Here is a 19,042-nt window from a genome sequence, read left to right on the forward strand (position 1 = left end):
TTCGGGTCCCCGGTTAACAAGCGGGGGGGGTTTTTCTTCGTTACCGCGTTTTACAACCCGCCGGCGCTGGTTCAGGCCGGCGGCGGGGGCGGCCTCCCCCCCCCCCCCCCGCCCCGACCCGCCCATTGTTGCCGGCAGCAGAACACTGCGTTGGGAGCGATCGCATTTTTCCCGCGCGGGGCCGGGCCTACACTGTTTTCAACCGCTGCCGCTTCGTCGAACGAAGGCCGGCCGCCCGGTCGACAACATGGAGGTCCCGATCATGAAGCGCCTGATTCGTGCAGCTGCCATTGCCCTGGCCGTATCCGCCCCGCTCGCCGCGCAAGCGCAGTCGAACCCGCCGCTCACGCGCGCGCAGGTCCACGCCGAAGTGAAGGCGCTCAAGCAAGCCGGCTTCCAGCCGAGCGACTGGTTCTATCCGGCCAGCATCGTTTCCGCCGAAGCGAAGATTGCCAGCCAGCAGCGTGCCGGGTATGGCAGCGATCGCGGCACATCGTCTGAGTCCGGCCGGTAATCGCCGTAACGATGCGCCCGGGCGCGCGCCCTCACATCATTACGCCTTCACCGGCTGAATCAATTTCGCGCATGCCGCTGCCTGCGGATCGCCCGCAGGCAGCTTCGCGCACACCCCGTCGAACTGCCTCACGACCGACCTGACCGACGCATCGTGCGCGCCGCCGCCGCGCCAGCGGTTCAGTTGCGTGACGACCTTGGTCAGCGCACGCAGGTTCGCCCCATAAAACGCATCCTTGGTCCTGCCGGCCTGCGCGAGCACGCTCGCGGCGATCGCCTCGATCCGCGCCGAATCGTCCGGCGCCAGCGCGACCGCATTCGCGAAGTAGGTCGCGCCCCAGCGCAGCTTCGTCGCCGGTCCGCTTGCCGAGTCGTACGCCTTCCGGTACCAGTCGAGCGCTGCGGCCTTGTCGCCGCGCGCCTTCGCATTCGCGGCCAGTCCGGACATGAAGTAGTACGGCGTCGCAGAACGCGGCAACTCGGCCTTCAGCAAGACATCGGATTCGTCGTACAGCCCCGCATCGGTCAGCGTATCGGCCGCTTCACTGACCAGCGCCTGCCGCTCGTATGCGTTCACGGCGCCCTGCACCGACACCGCAATCTGCTTGCGTGCGGTGTCAACCAGCGCCGGCGCAGCGAGCGGCGCGCCGGCGCGCGCGTCGCCGCGCGCGAGCAGCACGCGGCCGTGCAGCGCCATCAGGCGGTCGATCGACGACAGCGTGGTGTCAGTCGACAGGCTCGCGAGCGCCGTGTCGTACGCGCCGCGCAGCTTCGCACGCTGCGCGGCATCGACGCCGAGGTAGACGACCACGCGCGCGGGCGCCGCGACGAGCACGTCCGAATCGGCCCGCGCCAGCGCCGGCTCGCGCAGCACCGCGCGCAGCGCATCGGCGAGCGCGGCCTTGTCGAGCGCACCGGCCTGCGCGGGATCGTCCGAGGCCGCGACCACCGCCGACTTCAGCGCGAACCGCGCGGCATCCGCCTTCGCGCCGGCCGCGCGCGCCCGCTGCGACAGCGTCTGCAGCGTCACCGCGACACGATCGGCCGGCACCGGCAGCGCGCCGTCGGTGTCCCATGAATAGTCGGCGAGCAGATGCCATTCGTCCGGCGTCAGCGTCGCGCCGCCGTTCAACGCGGTCGCGAGCGTCTGCCGCACCGGATGCGCGGCCGTCATCCCGAGCGACAGCGCCTGCATGTAGCGCTCGAGATCGGCTTCGCCCGGCAGCCGCGTCACTTCGGTGCCGTCCGGGCGGAACAGGATCATCGTCGGATAGCCGTGCACCTTGAAGCGCTCGCCGAGCTTCTGCGCGCTTTCGGTATCGCCGTCGAGATACACGGGCACGAAGAACGACGAGCGGGTCTTGAATGCCTGCTGGCTGAAGATCGTCGACTTCACCTGGTTGCACGACGGACACCACACCGCGCCCCAGTAGAGCAGCAGCGGCTTGCCGGTGCGCTTCGCGAGCGCGAACGCGGCATCGACATCGCCCTGCTGCCACGCGATGCCGGGCGGCAGATGCGCGCCGTCGCCCGACGGGCTCGATACGGCGGCGCCCTGCGGCGCGGTGGTGGCGAACGCCGCACCCGCGGCGGCGAACAGGCAGGCGGCGGTCAGGTTCCGGAGAACGGTTTTCATCAAGGCGGGTTCCGTTGAAAGAGACGGTTGCGGGACGCGGCGTCGCGCGACGGTCGGAGCCTGCACGTCAGCGACGGCCGTCCCATGCGCGCGAAGCGGCGAAGCGAAAACACGACGAAGCGACGAAACAATGAAAGCCATCGACGGATGGCACCACGCATGCCGGAATCGGCCGCGCACGGCGCGCGGGCATCGACGCGGAAAGCCACGACCGACAGCGCCATGCACACACCACGCAACCGTGCCAACTGCAACGACTACGACGACTACGACGACCGGCAAATCGCTCGACGATACGATTCGCGCGGCCGGTTGAAAACCAACGAATTCTCGAATGGATATGACATGGGGCATCGCTGACGCGCGCTCATGTGTCGTCGGCGCAACGACGCATCGTGCTGCACGCATGCTTCGTCGGCTGCCGCCCGCCGCCACACAACGCGATGCCGTTGCATGCGCAACCACACGGCGTCACGCAGGTTTCATGCAATCGGCAATTCCTGACCGTTCATCTCAAGGTAAACCGGTAATTTCTCACCATGCCGACGTCGTCACGGCGCGTCGCATATTGGTTGCACACGCAACGTCACCGGCACGTCACGCATGTCATTTCCGCATCACGCCGACGTCATCTGCGCTCCCTAGACTGGGCGCCGCCCTGCCCGGCACGCGCCGGGCCGGCGTGTGCCGACGTCCCGCCCCGCGCATCACGAGCGCGCGGCGCACAGGATCGAGCAACGGCCGACGCACTCGAACGCACACGCATCGCGGACGGTCCCGGAGGGGGGGCCGACACACGGGCGCAACCAGACGAAGTCACGAACGCTCCCATCATCACAGGATCAGAACGCCATGACGTCACGCCGCACATTCCTCCAGCAGACCGCCACTTCCGGCCTCGCCGCCGCCGCGCTGTCCGCGTTTCCGCCGAGCATCCGCCGCGCGCTCGCGATTCCCGCGTTTCACGAAACGGGGACCATCAAGGACGTCAAGCACGTCGTGCTGCTGATGATGGAGAACCGCGCGTTCGACGGCTACTTCGGCACGTTCAAGGGCGTGCGCGGTTACGGCGACCGCTTCGCGGTGCCGTCGCCGAACGGCCGCGACGTGTTCTACCAGACCTACACGAAAGCGACGCCCGCGACGACCTTCACGCCGTACCACCTCGACGCGAGCCAGGGCAACGCGCAGCGCGCGGGCGGCACGCCGCACTCGTGGGCCGACGCGCAGGCCGCGTGGGACCATGGGCGGATGAACCGCTGGCCCGATGCAAAGACGCCGCTGTCGATGGGTTATTACGACGCCGCCGAAGTGCCGTTCCAGCGCGCGCTCGCCGACGCGTTCACGCTGTGCGACCACTACCACTGCGGGATGCACACGGGCACGATCGCGAACCGGCTGTTCTACTGGAGCGGCACCAACGGCCCGAACGGCATCAGCCCGGCCGACGGCAGCCGTGTGAAGCTCGCCGCGCTGAACAACCAGTTCAACGGCGGCAACGACATCGGCCCGTCGAGCCAGGGCTGGACGTGGACGACCTACGCGGACCGGCTGCAGCAGGCCGGCGTGCACTGGAAGGTCTACCAGAGCCTGATCGACAATTTCGGCTGCAACGAGATGATGAGCTTTCGCCACTGGCGCGCGGCCATCGAGCAGATGCCGGCCGCGCGCCGGCCCGCGTACGTCGCGTCGACGGACATCACGCAGCCGGTGACGGCGGCCGGCGCGTTCTACGATCCGGCGATCGACGATCCGTTGAGTCCGCTCGCGAAGGGCTTCGGCAACACGATGCCGTACGGCTTCCTCGAGACGTTCCGCGACGACATCCGCAACGGCACGCTGCCCGAAGTGTCGTGGATCATCCCGCCGTCGGTGTACAGCGAACACCCGGGGCCGTCGAGCCCCGCGCAGGGCGCGTGGTACGTGCAGGCGGTGCTCGACGCGTTGACCGCGAATCCGGACGTGTGGAGCAAAACCGCCCTGCTGATCAACTACGACGAGAACGACGGCTTCTTCGACCACATGCCGTCGCCGGCGGTGCCGTCGCGCAACGCGGACGGCTCGCTCGCGGGCGGCCACACACTCGCGGACACCGACGTCGCCGTCGAGTACCACGACTTCGCGCCGGCCACGTCGAGCCAGCCCGCGGCCGACGGCCGTCCGTACGGCCCGGGCCCGCGCGTGCCGATGTGGGTCGTGTCGCCGTGGAGCCGCGGCGGCTGGGTCAACTCGCAGGTGTTCGACCATACGTCGACGCTGCTCTTCCTCGAGAAGCGCTTCGGCGTCGTCGAGCCGCAGATCAGCGCGTATCGCCGCGCGGTGTGCGGCGACCTGACGAGCGCGTTCAACTTCCGCGCGCCGAACGACGAACCGTTGCCGACGCTCGCGGGCCGCACGACGAAAAGCCAGGTCGACGCATTGAGCGCCGCGCAGCAGGCCGCACCGAAGATCACGCCGCCGGCCACGCCGTCGCTGCCCGCGCAGGCCACCGGCGTGCGCCCGTCGCGCGCGCTGCCGTACGAGCTGCATGCAAGCGCGCAGGTCGATGCCGGCAAGGGCACCGTCACGCTGAAGTTCGCGAACACCGGCCGCGCGGCGGCGGTGTTCCACGTCTACGACAAGCTGCACCTCGACCGCGTGCCGCGCCGTTACGTCGTGGAGCCGGGCAAGGCGCTGCGCGGCGACTGGGCGGCGCTGGCCGACGACAGCGGCAAATATGACCTGTGGGTGCTCGGCCCGAACGGCTATCACCGCCGCTTCACCGGCGATCTCGCCCGGCTGGCCGATGCGCGCGCCCCGCACCCGGAAATCCGGGTCGGCTATGCGGGCGCGAGCGGCAACCTGCATCTGCGGTTGCGCAACGACGGCGGCAGCACCGTGCGCTTCACGGTGCAATCGAACCAGGTGTACGGCCCGCTGGCCGGCCGCGGCGCGAACGACGATCGCGGCCACGGCAACGACGCGGGCACGACGTGGACCGTCACGGTGCGCGCCGGCGGCCAGTCGGAGCTGCACTGGAAGCTCGACTCGACCGGCCACTGGTACGACTTCGTCGTCACCGCCGACAGCGACGCGCGCTTCTCGCGCCGCGTGGCCGGCCGCGTCGAAACCGGCCGCCACTCGGTCAGCGACCCGGCGATGGGGCTCGCCGACCGCTTCTGACGGCACCACGGCACCGCGCCTGCCCGGCCGGAAACACCGCCCGGGCACCGGGCGCGGCGCCGCCCGATCCGGCTGAAACGCTTGCCCGGCGCGGGACAAACTTCAGAAGGATGGCTGGTGCAGCCCTCATTTCGTGCCCACGAAAATGCTCCGTATTGCGGCCCGTTCGCGTTAAACTTCGTCAAGCTGCATTCAACAACGACATCTTCGCCAACCCGGCACACACGACACGAGGATAGGTTCGATGCGCACTACCGGCTCATCCGGGGCAATGACCCTGCTCACCGAACACGACCCGGCCGACGGCCGTGAACTGCGCTCGCTCCGGCTCGAATCGACCGGCGACGGCAAGAGCGTGCTGCTGATCGAGATCGACGAACGCAAGCCCGGCATTCACCGCGAGGTCCGCTACGAGATCACGCCGGCCGAACTGATCGCGGCGATCCGCTCGCACGGCGCCGAGCTGCCCGGCGAAAACCACGGCGCCGCATCGCTCGCCCGCACCCCTTCCTGATGTCGATCGGTGAGCCGCGCGCAACGCACCGGCTCACCGATCTGCCCGCATCCCCCTGCCGCCGTCAGGCGCTTTACGTCATTCCCCGCCGCCCGGTTGAAAATGGCCGATAATCGGCCCATCTCCGTATCCTCCTCACGCGCTTCCTTTTCGGCCAGCCGTCATGCTCCGTGACCTCGTCGCCCAATACGGGCCGCTTCTCGTGTTCGCCAATGTGCTCGCGGCGGCCGTCGGCCTGCCCGTGCCGGCAATGCCGACGCTCGTGCTGTTCGGCGCGATGGCCGCGATGCATCCGGCGATGATCGGCTCGCAGCTCGTGACGGTGCTGGCGCTGTCGGTGCTCGGTGCGCTGATCGGCGACACCATCTGGTACGTCGCCGGGCGACGCTACGGCGGCTCGACGCTGAAGACGATCTGCCGGCTGTCGCTGTCGCGCGATACCTGCGTGAAGAAGACCGAACGGTTCTTCGGCCGCTACGGCGTGCGCGTGCTCGCGGTCGCCCGCTTCATTCCCGGACTGTCGCTCGTGTCGGTGCCGATGGCCGGCGCGCTCGGCACGCGCTATCGCACGTTCGCCGGCTACGATGCGCTCGGCGCCGCGCTGTGGACGATCGTCGGACTCATCGCGGGGCTCGTGTTCTACCGGCAGATCGACTGGCTGTTCGCCGGCGCGAGCCGGCTCGGCCGCGCGGTGCTGCTGGTGATCGTCGCGCTGCTGGCGATCTATGCGGCCGTGCGCTGGATGCGCCGCCGCGCGCTGATCCGCCAGCTCGCGAGCGCGCGGATCGGCGTCGACGAGCTCGACGTGCTGCTGCGCGATCCGACCGCGCCGGTGGTGCTCGACGTGCGTTCGCCCGAGCACCGCAAGCTCGACCCATTCACGATTCCTGGCGCACAGTTCGCGGACGAGCGGCAGATCGACGACATCGTCGCGCGCTATCCGCTCTCGCAGAAGTTCGTCGTGTATTGCTCGTGCCCGAACGAAGTGACGGCCGCGCTGATGGCCAGGCGCCTGCTCGACGCAGGGTTCACCGACGCGCTGCCGCTGCGCGGCGGCCTCGATGCGTGGCGCGACACCGGCCGCCAGCTCGCGTCGCTGGTGGAGGACATGCCCGCCGCGAACGATCCGGTGGCGGGGTTGCACAAGCCGGCCTGAGCGAACTGACTGCAGGCCGGCCGCGCGAGACGGGACATACCGACGGGACCTTGCGTCCCCCTTCCATCAGAACGCGTGCAGCGGCACGTTCACGACCAGGCGGTACTCCTTGTTGGTCGCGTCCGACGTGTGCGTGGAACCGGTGTGCCACATCGCGATGAACGTGACCTTCGTATCCTTCAGCTTGCCGCTCTGGAACGTGTACGACGGGATGAAGCCGAACTCGTGGTGACGGCCCTGCACCGGCGCGCCGTTGCTCCAGTAGATGCTCGACTTGCCCGGATCGTTCGCGGCACCCGCGCTGCCGTCCGCCCCCCAGCCCGTCACGCCCCAGACCATCGCCTTGAAGCCCGGCAGGCCCGCTTCCTTGCCGTAGAACGTGTAACGCAGCTGCAGCGACTTTTCGTGCGGCGCGTTGTAGTCGACGTCCATCGAGTTGGTCAGGAAGATGCCGTTGGTTTCGTTCAGGTAGTCGAAGAACTGGTCACCGAGCACCTGCTGGAAGCCGAGCAGCAGCTCGTGCGGGCCGTGTTGCGCGGCCAGCGACAGGCTGTATGCGTTGTTGTTGATCTTGCCCTGCAGCGCGTCGCCCGTATCGTGCGTCGAGTAGACGTTCGCGAAGCCCGTCCACTTGACCGACTTCGTCTCGCCGATGCTGTGCTTCAGCGACGCGTAGTACTGATGCCACACGTCATCGGCCTGGTTCGCGTACAGCGCGAGCTCGCCGTTCGGCGAATAGTCCCACGTGCCGCCGACGTAGGTCAGGCGATTGACGCGCGTGCCGCCGTACTGCGTGGTGAGGTTGGTGAGCGTCGTGTGGCCGCGCGCATCGGTCTTCGTGAAGCTGCCGGCCTCGAGCATCACGTTCTTGAATTCATTGCTGACGATCGTCGCGCCGAGGAAGGTCGGCGGCAGCGCACGGTTGTCGTGCTGCTCCATGAACGGGTTGTCGACGGCCTGCAGACCGTACTTGACCACCGTGTTCGAGATGCGCGCCTTCACGTCGTAGATGCCCGGATAGGCCCACGCGAGCTGGTTCGAACCGCCGCCGCCCTTCGCGATGTGCACCATGCTGCCGGCGCCGGCGCCGCCGTCGAGCTTCAACGCCGCATACAGCGACGCGTCGAAGCCGATGCCGATCAGGCCGGTCGTGTAGCCCGACTCGAAGTTCGCCATCGCGCCCTGGACCCACGCGTGACGATGCGGTCCGCCCTTGTTGTCGAGCGTGTCCGCATAGTTGCGGAACAGGAAGTTCAGGTGGCTGTCGGCAATGAAGCCGTTCGACTTCGACTGCGCCGACGGCTCATCGGGCGGCGTGACGGCCTGGTTCGCCTCGGCGTTGATAATGGCGTTCGGGGTCGTTGCCTGCGCAACCGACGTGCTTGCGCCGGCGGACGGCGCGGCCTGCGCGACCGTCAGCGGTGCGGGGGCCGCGTCGTCGGCGTGCGCGATGCCGGTCAGCGATACGCCGGCAAGCGCCGGCAAGCCCCATGCGAGCAGCATCTTCGATGCCGTCCCGATCGTCTTTTGCTTTTTCATCGTCATTCTCGTCTTGTGTTGATATCGTCCATGCCGGTTGCGATCCGCTTCCGGCCCCCCGGCGAGCCCGGCTGCGGACGCGCCTTTACCCGCGGCGCGAAGATCGTTCGCGCCGCACCCTGCCCCTGTTGACCTGCCTGGTTATGTTTGCTGCGTCACTTCACGCCGCCACGCCCGCCCGGATGCACGCGACACGCGCCGCCGAGCCGTGCCGCACTTCCGGCAGCGGCATGTCCTGCGCGCACGCGTCGATCGCGACCGGGCAGCGCGTGCGGAACGCGCAGCCGGACGGCGGGTTGAGCGGCGACGGCATCTCGCCCGCCAGCAGCATCGGACGGCGAGCACGCTCGCGCGCCGGCTCAGGCGTCGGCGCCGCATCGAGCAGCGCCTTCGTGTACGGGTGCTGCGGCACGCCGTACACGTCATGCCGCGTGCCGAACTCCATCACGCGGCCGAGATACATCACGAGCACGCGCTGGCTGATGGCCTTCACCACCGCCAGGTCGTGCGCGACGAACAGATAGGACAACGACAGTTCGCGCTGCAGATCGCGCAGCAGGTTCACGATCTGCGCCTGGATCGACACGTCGAGTGCCGATACGGGTTCGTCGCAGATCACGAGCCTGGGATCGCCGATCAGCGCGCGCGCGATACCGACGCGCTGGCACTGCCCGCCGGAAAATTCGTGCGGATAGCGCAGCAGGTGATGCGCATTCAGGCCGACGCGCTCGAGCATCGTGACCACGCGGCGCCGCACCTCGGTGCGGCCGAGGCCCGCGTGGTGCGTGACGAGCGGCTCCGCGACGATCTGTTCGATCGTCATGCGCGGATCGAGCGACGCGAGCGGATCCTGGAAGATCATCTGCACTTCGCGGCGCATCGCGGTGCCGCGCAGGTGATCGGGCGCGACGGCTTCGCCGCGCCAGCGCACCGTGCCGGCGGTCATCGGCACGAGGCCGATCAGCGCGCGCGCGAGCGTCGACTTCCCGCAGCCCGACTCGCCGACGAGCCCGACCGTCTCGCCGCGCTTCACGTCGAACGACACGCCGTCGACCGCGCGCAGCGTGCCCTTCGGCGACCACGGATAGGCGCCGAGCGGCACGCGGAAATGCACTTTCAGATCCTCGACGGACAGCAGCGTGTCGCCCGTCGCGCCGGCATGGCGGTGTTCATCTACGCTCATCGCAGACCTCCCGTCAGATCGGCCAGCGGCCGGTGGCACGCGCGCACCGCGCCCGCCGCGTCATAGGTTTCGAGCGCGGGGCGCACGGCACCGCAGCGCTCCTCCGCGTACGTGCAGCGTTTCGCGAACGCGCAGCCGGCCGGCGCGGTGCCGGGCATCGGCGGATTGCCGGGAATCGCGACGAGCGGCGCGTCGTCCGCATCGGTCAGGCGCGGCAGCGCATTGAGCAGGCCGATCGTGTACGGATGCGACGGCGCCGCGAAGATCGACTCGGCCGGCGCGTATTCGACGGTGCGGCCCGCATACATGACCATCACGTCGTCCGCGAGGCCCGCGACCACGCCCATGTCGTGGGTGATCAGCACGATCGCGGTGCCGCGCTCGCGGTTCAGCTCGCGCAGCAGGTCGATGATCTGCGCTTGCACGGTCACGTCGAGCGCGGTGGTCGGCTCGTCGGCGATCAGGATTTCCGGCTCGGACAAGAGCGCCATCGCGATCATCACGCGCTGGCGCATGCCGCCGGAGAACTCGTGCGGATACATGCGGATGCGGCGCGCCGCATCGGGAATCCGCACCGATTCGAGCGCCTCGATCGCGCGCCGGGTCGCTTCCTTGCGCGACAGCTTGCGATGCAGCTGCAACGTCTCGGTCATCTGCCGCTCGATCGTCAGGAACGGATTGAGCGACGTCATCGGATCCTGGAAGATCATCGCGATCCGGTCGCCGCGCACCGCGTTCAGCGCGCGCGTGTCCATCTCGAGCAGGTTGTCGCCGCGATAGCGCGCGGCGCCCGTCGTCGTGCCGTTGCCGGCCAGCAGGCCGAGCAGCGCCATCACGGTCTGGCTCTTGCCCGAGCCCGATTCGCCGACGATGCCGAGCGTCTTGCCGGCTTCGAGCGAGAACGACACGCCGCTCACGGCGTCGATCGGCGGTGCGTCCTTGCGCGAGAAGCGCACGCCGAGGTTTTCTACTTCCAGCAGAGCTGCCATTTCAGCGATCCTTCGGGTCGAGCGCGTCACGCAGGCCGTCGCCAACGAAGTTCACGCAGTAAAGCGTCACGCACAGCATGACGGCCGGCGCCAGCAGCAGCCACGGCATCGATTCCAGTTTCTGCGCGCCGTCCTGGATCAGCACGCCCCAGCTCGTCATCGGCTCCTGCACGCCGAGGCCGAGGAACGACAGCACCGATTCGGTCAGCACGATGTTCGGCACCGAGACCGTCGCGTACACGACGACCACGCCGAGCAGGTTCGGCACGACGTGGCGCAGCACGATCGACGCCGGCGACACGCCGATCGCGCGCGCCGCGTCGACGAACTCGCGATTGCGCAGCGACAGCGTCTGGCCGCGCACGACGCGCGCCATGTCGATCCACGAGAACGCGCTGATGGTCAGCACGACCAGCATGAACGAGCGGCCGAACAGGGTCATCATCAGGATCGCGATCAGCAGGTACGGGATCGCGTACATCATGTCGACGACGCGCATCATCGCGGAGTCGACACGGCCGCCCGCGAAGCCGGCGGTCGCGCCCCACGCGACGCCGAACAGGCCGGACACCAGCGTGCCGAGCAAGCCGACCTCGATCGATACGCGGCCGCCGATCAGCGTGCGCACCAGGAGGTCGCGGCCGAGTTCGTCGGTGCCGAACCAGTGCTGGTTCGCGAGCGTCGGCGGCAGGCTGATCGAGCCCCAGTCGCTCGCGGCGGGATCGGCCGCGAGCAGCCACGGGCCGACGAAGCACGCGAGCGTGATCAGCGCGAGCAGCACGAGGCTGAACACGGCCGCGCGGTTGTGAAGGAAGCGCGCGAACGCGAGCGCGAGCGGCGAGCGCGAACGCGGCGGCGAGTCGGTCTGCACGGGCAGGCCGACGACGGGAGTAGTCGGGGTCATCGCAGTGCCTCGCTCAATAACGGATGCGCGGATCGAGCCACGCGTACGCGAGGTCGACCAGCAGGTTGAACAGCACCGCGAAGACGGTCGTCAGCACGACGAGGCCGAGCACCAGCGTGTAGTCGCGGTTGATCGCGCCGTTCACGACGAGCTGCCCGAGCCCCGGCAGCGCGAACACCGATTCGGTGACGACGGCCGCCGTGATCGACGTGATGCAGACCGTGCCGAACAGCGACACGACCGGCATCAGCGCGGGCTTGAGCGCGTGGCGCAGCACGATCGTCGAGCCCGGCAGGCCCTTCGCGCGCGCGGTGCGGATGTAGTTGCTCGACAGCGTCTCGATCATCGAGCCGCGCATCACGCGTGCGAGCAGCGACACGTTGATGAAGGTCAGCAGCACGATCGGCAGCAGCCGGTACTGCCAGCCGCCGTCGCCCCAGCCGCCGGCCGGCAGCCAGCCGTTGCCGGCCGACGTCTTCAGCAGGATCGCGAAGATCCACACCAGCACCGGGCCGAGCACGAACGGCGGCACGACGTTGCCGAAGTTGCCGATCAGCATCACGAAGCGGTCGATCAGGCTGTCGCGGCGCACCGCCGCGACGGTGCCGAGCAGCACGCCAAACACGATCGAGACCGGGATCGACACGCCGCCCACGCCGAGACTCACGGGCAGCGCCTTCTTCACGAGATCGTTCACCGACCAGTCGACGTAGCGGAACGACGGGCCGAGATCGCCGTGCAGCAGCGAGCCGAGATACAGCAGGTACTGCTTCCACAGCGGCTCGTCGAGGTGATACTTCGCGTTCAGGTTCGCGAGCGTCGCGGCGGACAGTTGCTTCTCCGTATCGAACGGACCGCCGGGCGTGAAATGCAGCAGCAGGTAGCAGACGGTGATGACGGCGAGAATCGTCGGCACCGCCCACAACGTGCGTCTCAATGCGTAGGCCAGCATGATCGCTCCGCTCAGTGCTTGATCAGGTACATGTCCTGCGAAGCACGCATGTCGATCACGTTCTTCAGCGAGTAGCCGCCCACGTAGGGCTTCACGAGACGATCGGCCGAGTACTGGAACAGCGGCACCATCGGCGTATCGTTCATCGCCGTGTCGTGCGCCTGCGTGAGCAGCGCGGCGCGCGCCTTGTCGTCGAGCTTCTGGTTGCCGTCCTCGACGAACGTGTCGACCTGCTTGTTGCAGTAGCCGACGGTGTTCTGCGAGCTGCCGCAGCGGATCAGGTCGAAGAAGGTCATCGCGTCGTTGTAGTCGGCGAACCAGCCGTCGCGCGCGATCTGCACCTTGCCGTCATGGCGCTCCTTCATCAGCACCTTGAACTCGACGTTCTCGAGCTTCGTGTTGATGCCGAGCTTGGTGCGCCATTCCGATGCCGTGAACAGCGCGACCTTCTTGTGCAGGTCGTTGGTGTTGTACGTGAGCGTGAACGACAGCGGCTTCGCGTCCGAGAAGCCGGCCTGCTTCAGCAGGTCCTTCGCGGTCGCGACGCGCCTGGCCATCGGCCACGCCGCCCATTCCGGCGTGAACGGCTGCACGCCCTTCGTACCGTTCGGCATCAGGCCGTACATCGGCTTCTCGCCGGCCTGCGTGAGCTTCGACGTCAGCACGTCGCGATCGATCACCATCGACAGCGCCTGGCGCACGCGCTTGTCCTTGAGCGCCGCGTCGCTGTTGTTCAGGTAGTAGTAGTAGGTCGCGAGTTGCAGGCCCGGGCGCAGTTCGCCGCCGAACTGCTTGCTGACCTGCTGGAAGATGCCCGACGGGATCGAGTAGCTGTAGTCGATCTGGCCGGCCTGGTACATGCGCATCGCGGTTTCGTCGCTTTCGATCGGCAGGTACGTGACCTTGTTGATCACGACCTTCGACGCGTTCCAGTACTTCGCATCCTTCGTCGCGACGATGCGGTTGTTCGGCTGCCAGTCGACGAGCTGGTACGCGCCGTTGCTGACGAGATTGCCCGGGCGCGTCCATGCGTCGCCGAACTTCGCGATGGTGTCCTTGTTCACCGGCGCGAGCGGTGCCATCGCGGTCAGCTCGGGGAAGAACGCGACGGGCACGTCGGTCGTCACTTCCAGCGTGTACGGGTCGACCGCGCGCACGCCGAGCGTCGTCGGCGCGGCCTTGCCGGCGATGATGTCCTTCGAGTTCTTCACGAACTCGACGAGAATCGTGTACTTCGAGCCCGTCTTCGGATCGACGAGACGCTGCCACGCGTAGACGAAATCGGCGGCCGTCACGGGCTGGCCGTTGCTCCACTTCGCATCGTGGCGCAGCTTGAAGATCCACGTCTGCGGCGTCTTGCGCTCCCACGACTGCGCGACGCCCGGCACGACCTGGCCGGCCGCGTCGATGCGGGCGAGCCCTTCGAACAGGTCGAGGCCGATCGTGTTGCCGGTCCACGACTCGATGTGCGCCGGGTCGAGCGACTCGACTTCGGCAGGCACCTGGCGCGTCAGGTCCTGTTGAGGAGCGAGCGCGACGTTCGACGGAACGGTCACGGCGTGAGCGGCGGGCGTCGTCAGGGCGAGCGCGGCCAGCACGGCCGACATGGCATGCAAGGATTTCATCGTGGCAGTCTTGAGAAGGTTGTTCGGTGAGCGTTGCGCGGCGGATGCCGCGGATTACGCGTGAGACGCTGACGGGTACAGCGATTGAGGAGGCCCGTGATTCTCGTATTGCATCTTAGTATTCCTTACGTTTCTTTCGACAAGTATCCCGTCGAGGAAACGAAGGAATACCTGTGCGTTAGAACAGCCGCGGCGTACCGACCCAGACCACCACCGACTCGATCTTCGCGGTGTTGACCCAGCTGTGCGGGACCGTCGACTGATAGTGCGAACTGTCTCCGGCCTGCAGGACGAACGTCTTGCCTTCCAGCGTCAGCGACACTTCCCCTTCGATCACGTACAGGAACTCCTCTCCTGCATGTGTCGTCACCTCCGACCGTTTCTGCCCCGGCGGCATCCGCACGAGGATCGCCTCGAGCTGACGCCCTTCGGTCACGTTGGTCAGCCTCGCGAACAGGTTCGCCGAATCGGCGAATCCGAAGAAGCGCAACTGCTCGCCTCTGCAGACCGAGCGTTCCTCGCTCGGCGTATCCACGAAGTACTGCACCGTCACGCCGAGCGCCTGGGCGATACCGGCCAGCGACGTCAGCGACGGCGACGCGAGCCCGCGTTCGACTTGAGACAGAAACGGCTTCGAAATCCCCGCGGCGGTAGCGGTGTCGTCGAGCGTGCGCTTCAGACGTTGGCGCAACGCGCGAATCTTGCTGCCCAGTGCGACGGCGTCTGCCGACCGCGAGTTTTCAGTGGGGGGAACCATAGCAGGCCGAAAAGTGGTCGTCAAAAAATGTTTGATGGAAAGTAACTAAGTTAAATCGAGATAGCTTAATCTTCGGGTTCGCACACGTCTTCGGCGTTGAGCCCGGTGCACTAAACAGGGCCCGAAGCGAGCGAAACGACGCGCTATCTTGCCAGACTCGCCGGCTTCACAGGCAAGCTGCAAGCGGCTCTCCGGGAATCTTCGGAGGCCGGGCGGGAAAGTTTACAAATAGATGATGAGACGAATGTTCCTGAAAGCTGCTGCCATATCGGGAGTTTCCCTGAGTGGCGCGGACCTGACGCACCGGACCGGCGAACGTTACCACTCGCGCGCCGGTCGGGGCCTCGCACCGCCTTGCCCGGCGGCGTCCGGCTCCGGCCCGGGCCAGGGTCTGTTCCCGCTAATAACGGGCTTGCGAACGTGCCTTGCCGGTTGCAATGCAAGGAGCGAGGAGCGCCGTTTGGCCGAGCCAAACAAGCGACGATCGACGCCGCAGTGCGGCCGGCAAGGTACGTTCACCTGTTTGGAAAAAATCATTCGTGGGGCTGGCCCCCAGAAGGGCCGATCGCCGCGTCATGCTCCTCGCGAATACGTCGAGTATTCGCTTCGTCGCATTCCTTGCGCTCGGCCCTTCTGGGGGCCAGCGCAAGCCCGTTATTAGCGGGAACAGACCCTAGCCCGACTGCTCCATCGCCGACGCAAAGCCTACCCGGCCACCGTGCTCCGGCGCCAGTTCGACCCCCAAGGCGACGCGCGATCCGCGCCGTCCGTTTCAAACGAGATTGATGATGCACGCACCTGTTTCACAAACCCGATCGTTTACGACGGTCTTCCTCATCGAAATGTGGGAGCGCTTCGGCTACTACGGCATGGCCGCGCTCCTGGTCCTCTTCATGGTCGACCGGCTCGGTTTCACCGACAGCCATGCGAACCTGACCTGGGGCGCGTTTACCGCGCTCGTCTACGCGTCGCCGTCGATCGGCGGCTGGATCGGCGACAAGGTGCTCGGCGCCCGCCGCACGATGATCATCGGCGCGGCCGTGCTGTGCGCCGGCTACCTGATGCTGGCGGTTCCGAACGACGCACTGGCGTACATGTACGCATCGCTCGGCGTGATCGTCGTCGGCAACGGCCTGTTCAAGGCCAACGCGGCGAACCTCGTGCGCCGCATCTACGAAGGCGACGATGCGCGCATCGACAGCGCGTTCACGATCTACTACATGGCGGTCAACATCGGCTCGACGGTGTCGATGCTCGCGACGCCGTGGATCAAGGATCACTGGGGCTGGCACACCGCGTTCGCGGTCTGCTGCGCCGGCATGCTGCTCGCGATCCTGAACTTCATGCTGATGCACCGCACGCTCGCGCACATCGGCTCGCAGCCCGACGACGAACCGATCCGCTGGAAGCGCCTCGGCGGCGTGGCGGCAGGCGGCGTCGCGCTCGCGCTGATCACGCTGTACGTGCTGCAGCACAAGCAGCTCGCGGTCGCGAGCGTGTGGACGGCGGCGTTCGCGATCCTCGCGATCTTCGCGTACATGATCGCGAAGTCGGAGCGTTCGGAGCGGGCGGGCCTGATCGCGGCGCTCGTGCTGATCGGCCAGGTGATCCTGTTCTTCATCTTCTACGTGCAGATGTCGACGTCGCTGACGCTGTTCGCGCTGCGCAACGTCGATCCGCGCTTCATCCTGTTCGGCACGACGCTGTTCACGTGGAGCGCCGCGCAGTTCCAGGCACTGAACCCGATCTGGATCATGATGCTGAGCCCGGTGCTCGTGTGGATCTACAACGCGGTCTCGAAGAGCGGCCGTGACCTGCCGGTCGCGGCGAAGTACGCACTCGGCTTCGGCGCGGTGGCGGCCGGCTACCTGGTGTTCACGATCAGCGGCCGCTACGCGGTGGACGGCCGCGTGTCGTCGTGGTTCATGGTGTGGGGCTACGGCCTCTACTCGCTCGGCGAACTGCTGGTGAGCGGCCTCGGCCTGGCGATGATCGCCCGCTACGTGCCGGCGCGCATGAGCGGCTTCATGATGGGCGCGTATTTCGTCGCGACGGGTGTGTCGCAGTATCTCGGCAGCGTCGTCGCCAACTTCGCGCAGATGCCGTCGCACGACCTGCCGGCCACCGAATCGCTGCCGCTCTACCTGTCGCTGTTCGAGAAGCTCGGCTGGCTCGCCGCGATCGGCATGCTGCTCGCCCTGCTGCTGCTGCCGATGATGAACCGCCTGTCACGCCAGCATCAGCGCTGCACGGAAGAGCGCCGCGAGGAAGAAGCGGTGCAGGCGCAGGCGATGGCCTCGGCCCAGTAAGTACTATCCCTCGGCGTGCGGCGTGCACGCCACATTCTCCCGCCGCCGCGGCCGGCACGTCCTACACTGGTTGCAACGGCGCATCCGCTCCGTCGCGATGCGCACCGGTGGGAGAAGATCATGAAAAGCAAAACGACTCGGCTCTTGAGGATACTGTCGGACATCCGGCACGCGCAGCGCTGCACCGCACTGCGCGCCGCCCGGGCCGCGGCCGAAGCCGACGCGGTGCTCGCGCAGCAGGACGATCCGGAGTCCGACGAACGCGACGACGCCGAATCCGACGACGCGACCATCGTCCCCCGCTCCCGCATCGGCTCACCTCACTGACGTCATCGACGCCGCGCGGCACGTTGCGCGCCGCCTGCGCGTTTTCCCGTACCGCTCACGCGGCCGCGCCGCGCCAGCGCGCGAACCACGTTCCCGAACCCGCCACGGCCATCATCAGCCCGACCGCGCATGCGTCGGCCGCGAGGCCCACGCCGAGATGCCGCAGCTCGGCGCCGTTCGCGACCGGATGCAGCAGCGAATCGATGACGAGCGAGATCGCCGCGCCCGCGACGAAGCAGATCAAGCCGCGCCGGCCGACCGCGACGACGGGCTGCACGGCCTGCGCAATGCGCGCGATCCAGCCGTAGCGCACGCAGTCGGCCATCAGCCACGCGATCGCCGCGAAGCTCACGATGCGCGGCAGCGCGAGATCGCGTTTGAGCACGCCTTCCGGCACCGGCAATCCGGAGAACAGCTTGTAGCTCGCGCAACCGAGCACGATCGCGCAGGCGACGCCGGTCGCCGCGGCGCTCCAGCGCCCGAGCGCGATGTGCCGGTACACGGGCTGGCAGCGCGCAAGCACGCCGGCGACAAACATCAGCTGCCACGCAAACGGGTTGAAGCTCCAGCGGAACGAATCGGTGTCCAGCAACTCGGGGCCGAGCCAGCCGGCCGCGAGCCACGACGCCGCGCTGAACGCGACGAGCAGCCACGGATGGCGGCGCGCGAACGGCACGATCACCGGCGACGCGAGCGCGAACAGCACGTACATCGGCAGCACCGACGCGAGATACGGCTGGCGCTGGAACGTGAGCAGCTCGGCTGCGCCCGTGAGCGGCGACGCGAGCATCACGCTGACGTCGTCGAGCGCGAGGTTCGGCGCGTCGATCCCGTAATGGTCGAGCACGGCGGACACGACGAGCATCAGCGTCGACGTCGCGAGAAACGCGCGGTAGATCTGCATCGCGCGGCGCACGAACCGCTGCTGCGCGGCGCGCGCGCCGTGCCGGTCGGCGATCGCGCCGTATGCGCTCGCGGTCGCGAAGCCGCCGAGGAACACGAATACCTCGGCCGCGTCGCACAGCGCGAATGCGTGGAGCGTCACGCGCGACAGCACGCTCGCGCCGATGTGATCGACGACGATCATCAGCAGCACGATCCCGCGGAAGAAATCGACTTCGATCAGGCGGCCGCCGCGCGCCGGCGGCGTCGTGGCGACGGGCGGCGCGCTCAGCGGCATGGCCGCACCTGCGCGACGACGGCGCGGCACGCACCGGCGAAAGGTTCGGAAAGGAGAAGACGCGCGCGATCAGCGGCGATGCGCGTATGCCCGCATCGCGCCAACCCGGCCGGCCCGGCACGGAGATGACCGTTCATGGAAAAGCCGCATACGAAGAGAAGACGGTCAGGTCAGTCTAGCGGCCGGTCGGGGATACCCTAAGTAACAAAGTGCAACGGAATCTTCTGTTCGATTACAGGCGTGACATCGGCGATGCAACGCTGGCGAGGCGGCCAGCCCGATGTCAGCTCAACGCC

At 67.6% G+C, this 19,042-nt stretch carries 16 protein-coding genes; 7 read left to right on the top strand and 9 right to left on the bottom strand.

Annotated features, from left to right (window positions below; genetic code table 11):
* Positions 1-262: 262 nt before the first annotated feature.
* Positions 263-514, top strand: a complete 252-nt coding sequence (locus DIE21_RS16370; RefSeq protein ID WP_124498675.1) for a DUF4148 domain-containing protein — start codon at positions 263-265, stop codon at positions 512-514.
* 39 nt (positions 515-553) lie between these two features.
* Here the strand turns inward: DIE21_RS16370 and DIE21_RS16375 are convergent, their stop codons facing one another.
* Positions 554-2,149 carry a thioredoxin family protein gene (locus tag DIE21_RS16375; protein ID WP_124498676.1) on the bottom strand — a complete coding sequence of 532 codons (1,596 nt, stop codon included), beginning with the start codon at positions 2,147-2,149 and terminating at the stop codon, positions 554-556.
* 159 nt (positions 2,150-2,308) lie between these two features.
* On the opposite strand from DIE21_RS16375, the gene DIE21_RS16380 reads away from it, so the two are divergent.
* The 4 genes from DIE21_RS16380 to DIE21_RS16400 all read left to right on the top strand — a co-directional run bounded on the left by DIE21_RS16380 (position 2,309) and on the right by DIE21_RS16400 (position 6,981).
* A complete protein-coding gene (locus tag DIE21_RS16380) occupies positions 2,309-2,509 on the top strand; it encodes a hypothetical protein (RefSeq protein WP_124498677.1) in 201 nt (66 codons plus the stop codon).
* A gap of 492 nt (positions 2,510-3,001) precedes the next feature.
* Positions 3,002-5,311: a phosphocholine-specific phospholipase C gene (locus tag DIE21_RS16385; RefSeq protein ID WP_124498678.1), complete on the top strand. Its 2,310-nt coding sequence runs from the start codon at positions 3,002-3,004 to the stop codon at positions 5,309-5,311.
* 244 nt (positions 5,312-5,555) lie between these two features.
* Positions 5,556-5,825 (top strand): hypothetical protein, encoded by a 270-nt coding sequence (locus DIE21_RS16390; RefSeq protein ID WP_040138862.1) that lies wholly within the window; start codon positions 5,556-5,558, stop codon positions 5,823-5,825.
* Between the two features lie 163 nt (positions 5,826-5,988).
* On the top strand, positions 5,989-6,981 hold the full coding sequence (locus tag DIE21_RS16400; protein WP_124498680.1) for a DedA family protein/thiosulfate sulfurtransferase GlpE: 993 nt from the start codon (positions 5,989-5,991) through the stop codon (positions 6,979-6,981).
* Between the two features lie 66 nt (positions 6,982-7,047).
* Here the strand turns inward: DIE21_RS16400 and DIE21_RS16405 are convergent, their stop codons facing one another.
* From DIE21_RS16405 to DIE21_RS16435, 7 genes are all read right to left on the bottom strand, one after another.
* Complete coding sequence (locus DIE21_RS16405) at positions 7,048-8,520, bottom strand: OprD family porin (protein ID WP_124498681.1); 1,473 nt, start codon at positions 8,518-8,520, stop codon at positions 7,048-7,050.
* A gap of 160 nt (positions 8,521-8,680) precedes the next feature.
* On the bottom strand, positions 8,681-9,703 hold the full coding sequence (locus tag DIE21_RS16410; protein ID WP_124498682.1) for an ABC transporter ATP-binding protein: 1,023 nt from the start codon (positions 9,701-9,703) through the stop codon (positions 8,681-8,683).
* The gene (locus DIE21_RS16415) at positions 9,700-10,692 is read right to left on the bottom strand and encodes an ABC transporter ATP-binding protein (protein WP_124498683.1); all 993 of its coding nucleotides are present in this window, start codon (positions 10,690-10,692) and stop codon (positions 9,700-9,702) included. Before DIE21_RS16415 ends, DIE21_RS16410 begins: the two co-directional genes overlap by 4 nt.
* 1 nt (position 10,693) lies before the next feature.
* On the bottom strand, positions 10,694-11,596 hold the full coding sequence (locus DIE21_RS16420; protein WP_124498684.1) for an ABC transporter permease: 903 nt from the start codon (positions 11,594-11,596) through the stop codon (positions 10,694-10,696).
* A 13-nt stretch (positions 11,597-11,609) separates the two neighbouring features.
* Positions 11,610-12,548 carry an ABC transporter permease subunit gene (locus DIE21_RS16425; protein WP_124498685.1) on the bottom strand — a complete coding sequence of 313 codons (939 nt, stop codon included), beginning with the start codon at positions 12,546-12,548 and terminating at the stop codon, positions 11,610-11,612.
* A gap of 11 nt (positions 12,549-12,559) precedes the next feature.
* Positions 12,560-14,173 (bottom strand): peptide ABC transporter substrate-binding protein, encoded by a 1,614-nt coding sequence (locus DIE21_RS16430; protein WP_124498686.1) that lies wholly within the window; start codon positions 14,171-14,173, stop codon positions 12,560-12,562.
* A 178-nt stretch (positions 14,174-14,351) separates the two neighbouring features.
* The gene (locus DIE21_RS16435) at positions 14,352-14,930 is read right to left on the bottom strand and encodes a cupin domain-containing protein (protein ID WP_124498687.1); all 579 of its coding nucleotides are present in this window, start codon (positions 14,928-14,930) and stop codon (positions 14,352-14,354) included.
* A gap of 785 nt (positions 14,931-15,715) precedes the next feature.
* Between DIE21_RS16435 and DIE21_RS16445 the strand changes: the two genes are divergently transcribed.
* Both DIE21_RS16445 and DIE21_RS16450 read left to right on the top strand, forming a co-directional pair.
* A complete protein-coding gene (locus DIE21_RS16445) occupies positions 15,716-17,239 on the top strand; it encodes a peptide MFS transporter (RefSeq protein ID WP_124498688.1) in 1,524 nt (507 codons plus the stop codon).
* A 120-nt stretch (positions 17,240-17,359) separates the two neighbouring features.
* Positions 17,360-17,566: a hypothetical protein gene (locus DIE21_RS16450; protein ID WP_124498689.1), complete on the top strand. Its 207-nt coding sequence runs from the start codon at positions 17,360-17,362 to the stop codon at positions 17,564-17,566.
* A 55-nt stretch (positions 17,567-17,621) separates the two neighbouring features.
* Here the strand turns inward: DIE21_RS16450 and DIE21_RS16455 are convergent, their stop codons facing one another.
* The gene (locus tag DIE21_RS16455) at positions 17,622-18,746 is read right to left on the bottom strand and encodes an OpgC domain-containing protein (RefSeq protein ID WP_124498690.1); all 1,125 of its coding nucleotides are present in this window, start codon (positions 18,744-18,746) and stop codon (positions 17,622-17,624) included.
* Positions 18,747-19,042 lie beyond the last annotated feature (296 nt).

Origin of the sequence: Burkholderia sp. Bp9140, assembly GCF_003853425.1 — a bacterium.
Lineage (GTDB): Bacteria > Pseudomonadota > Gammaproteobacteria > Burkholderiales > Burkholderiaceae > Burkholderia.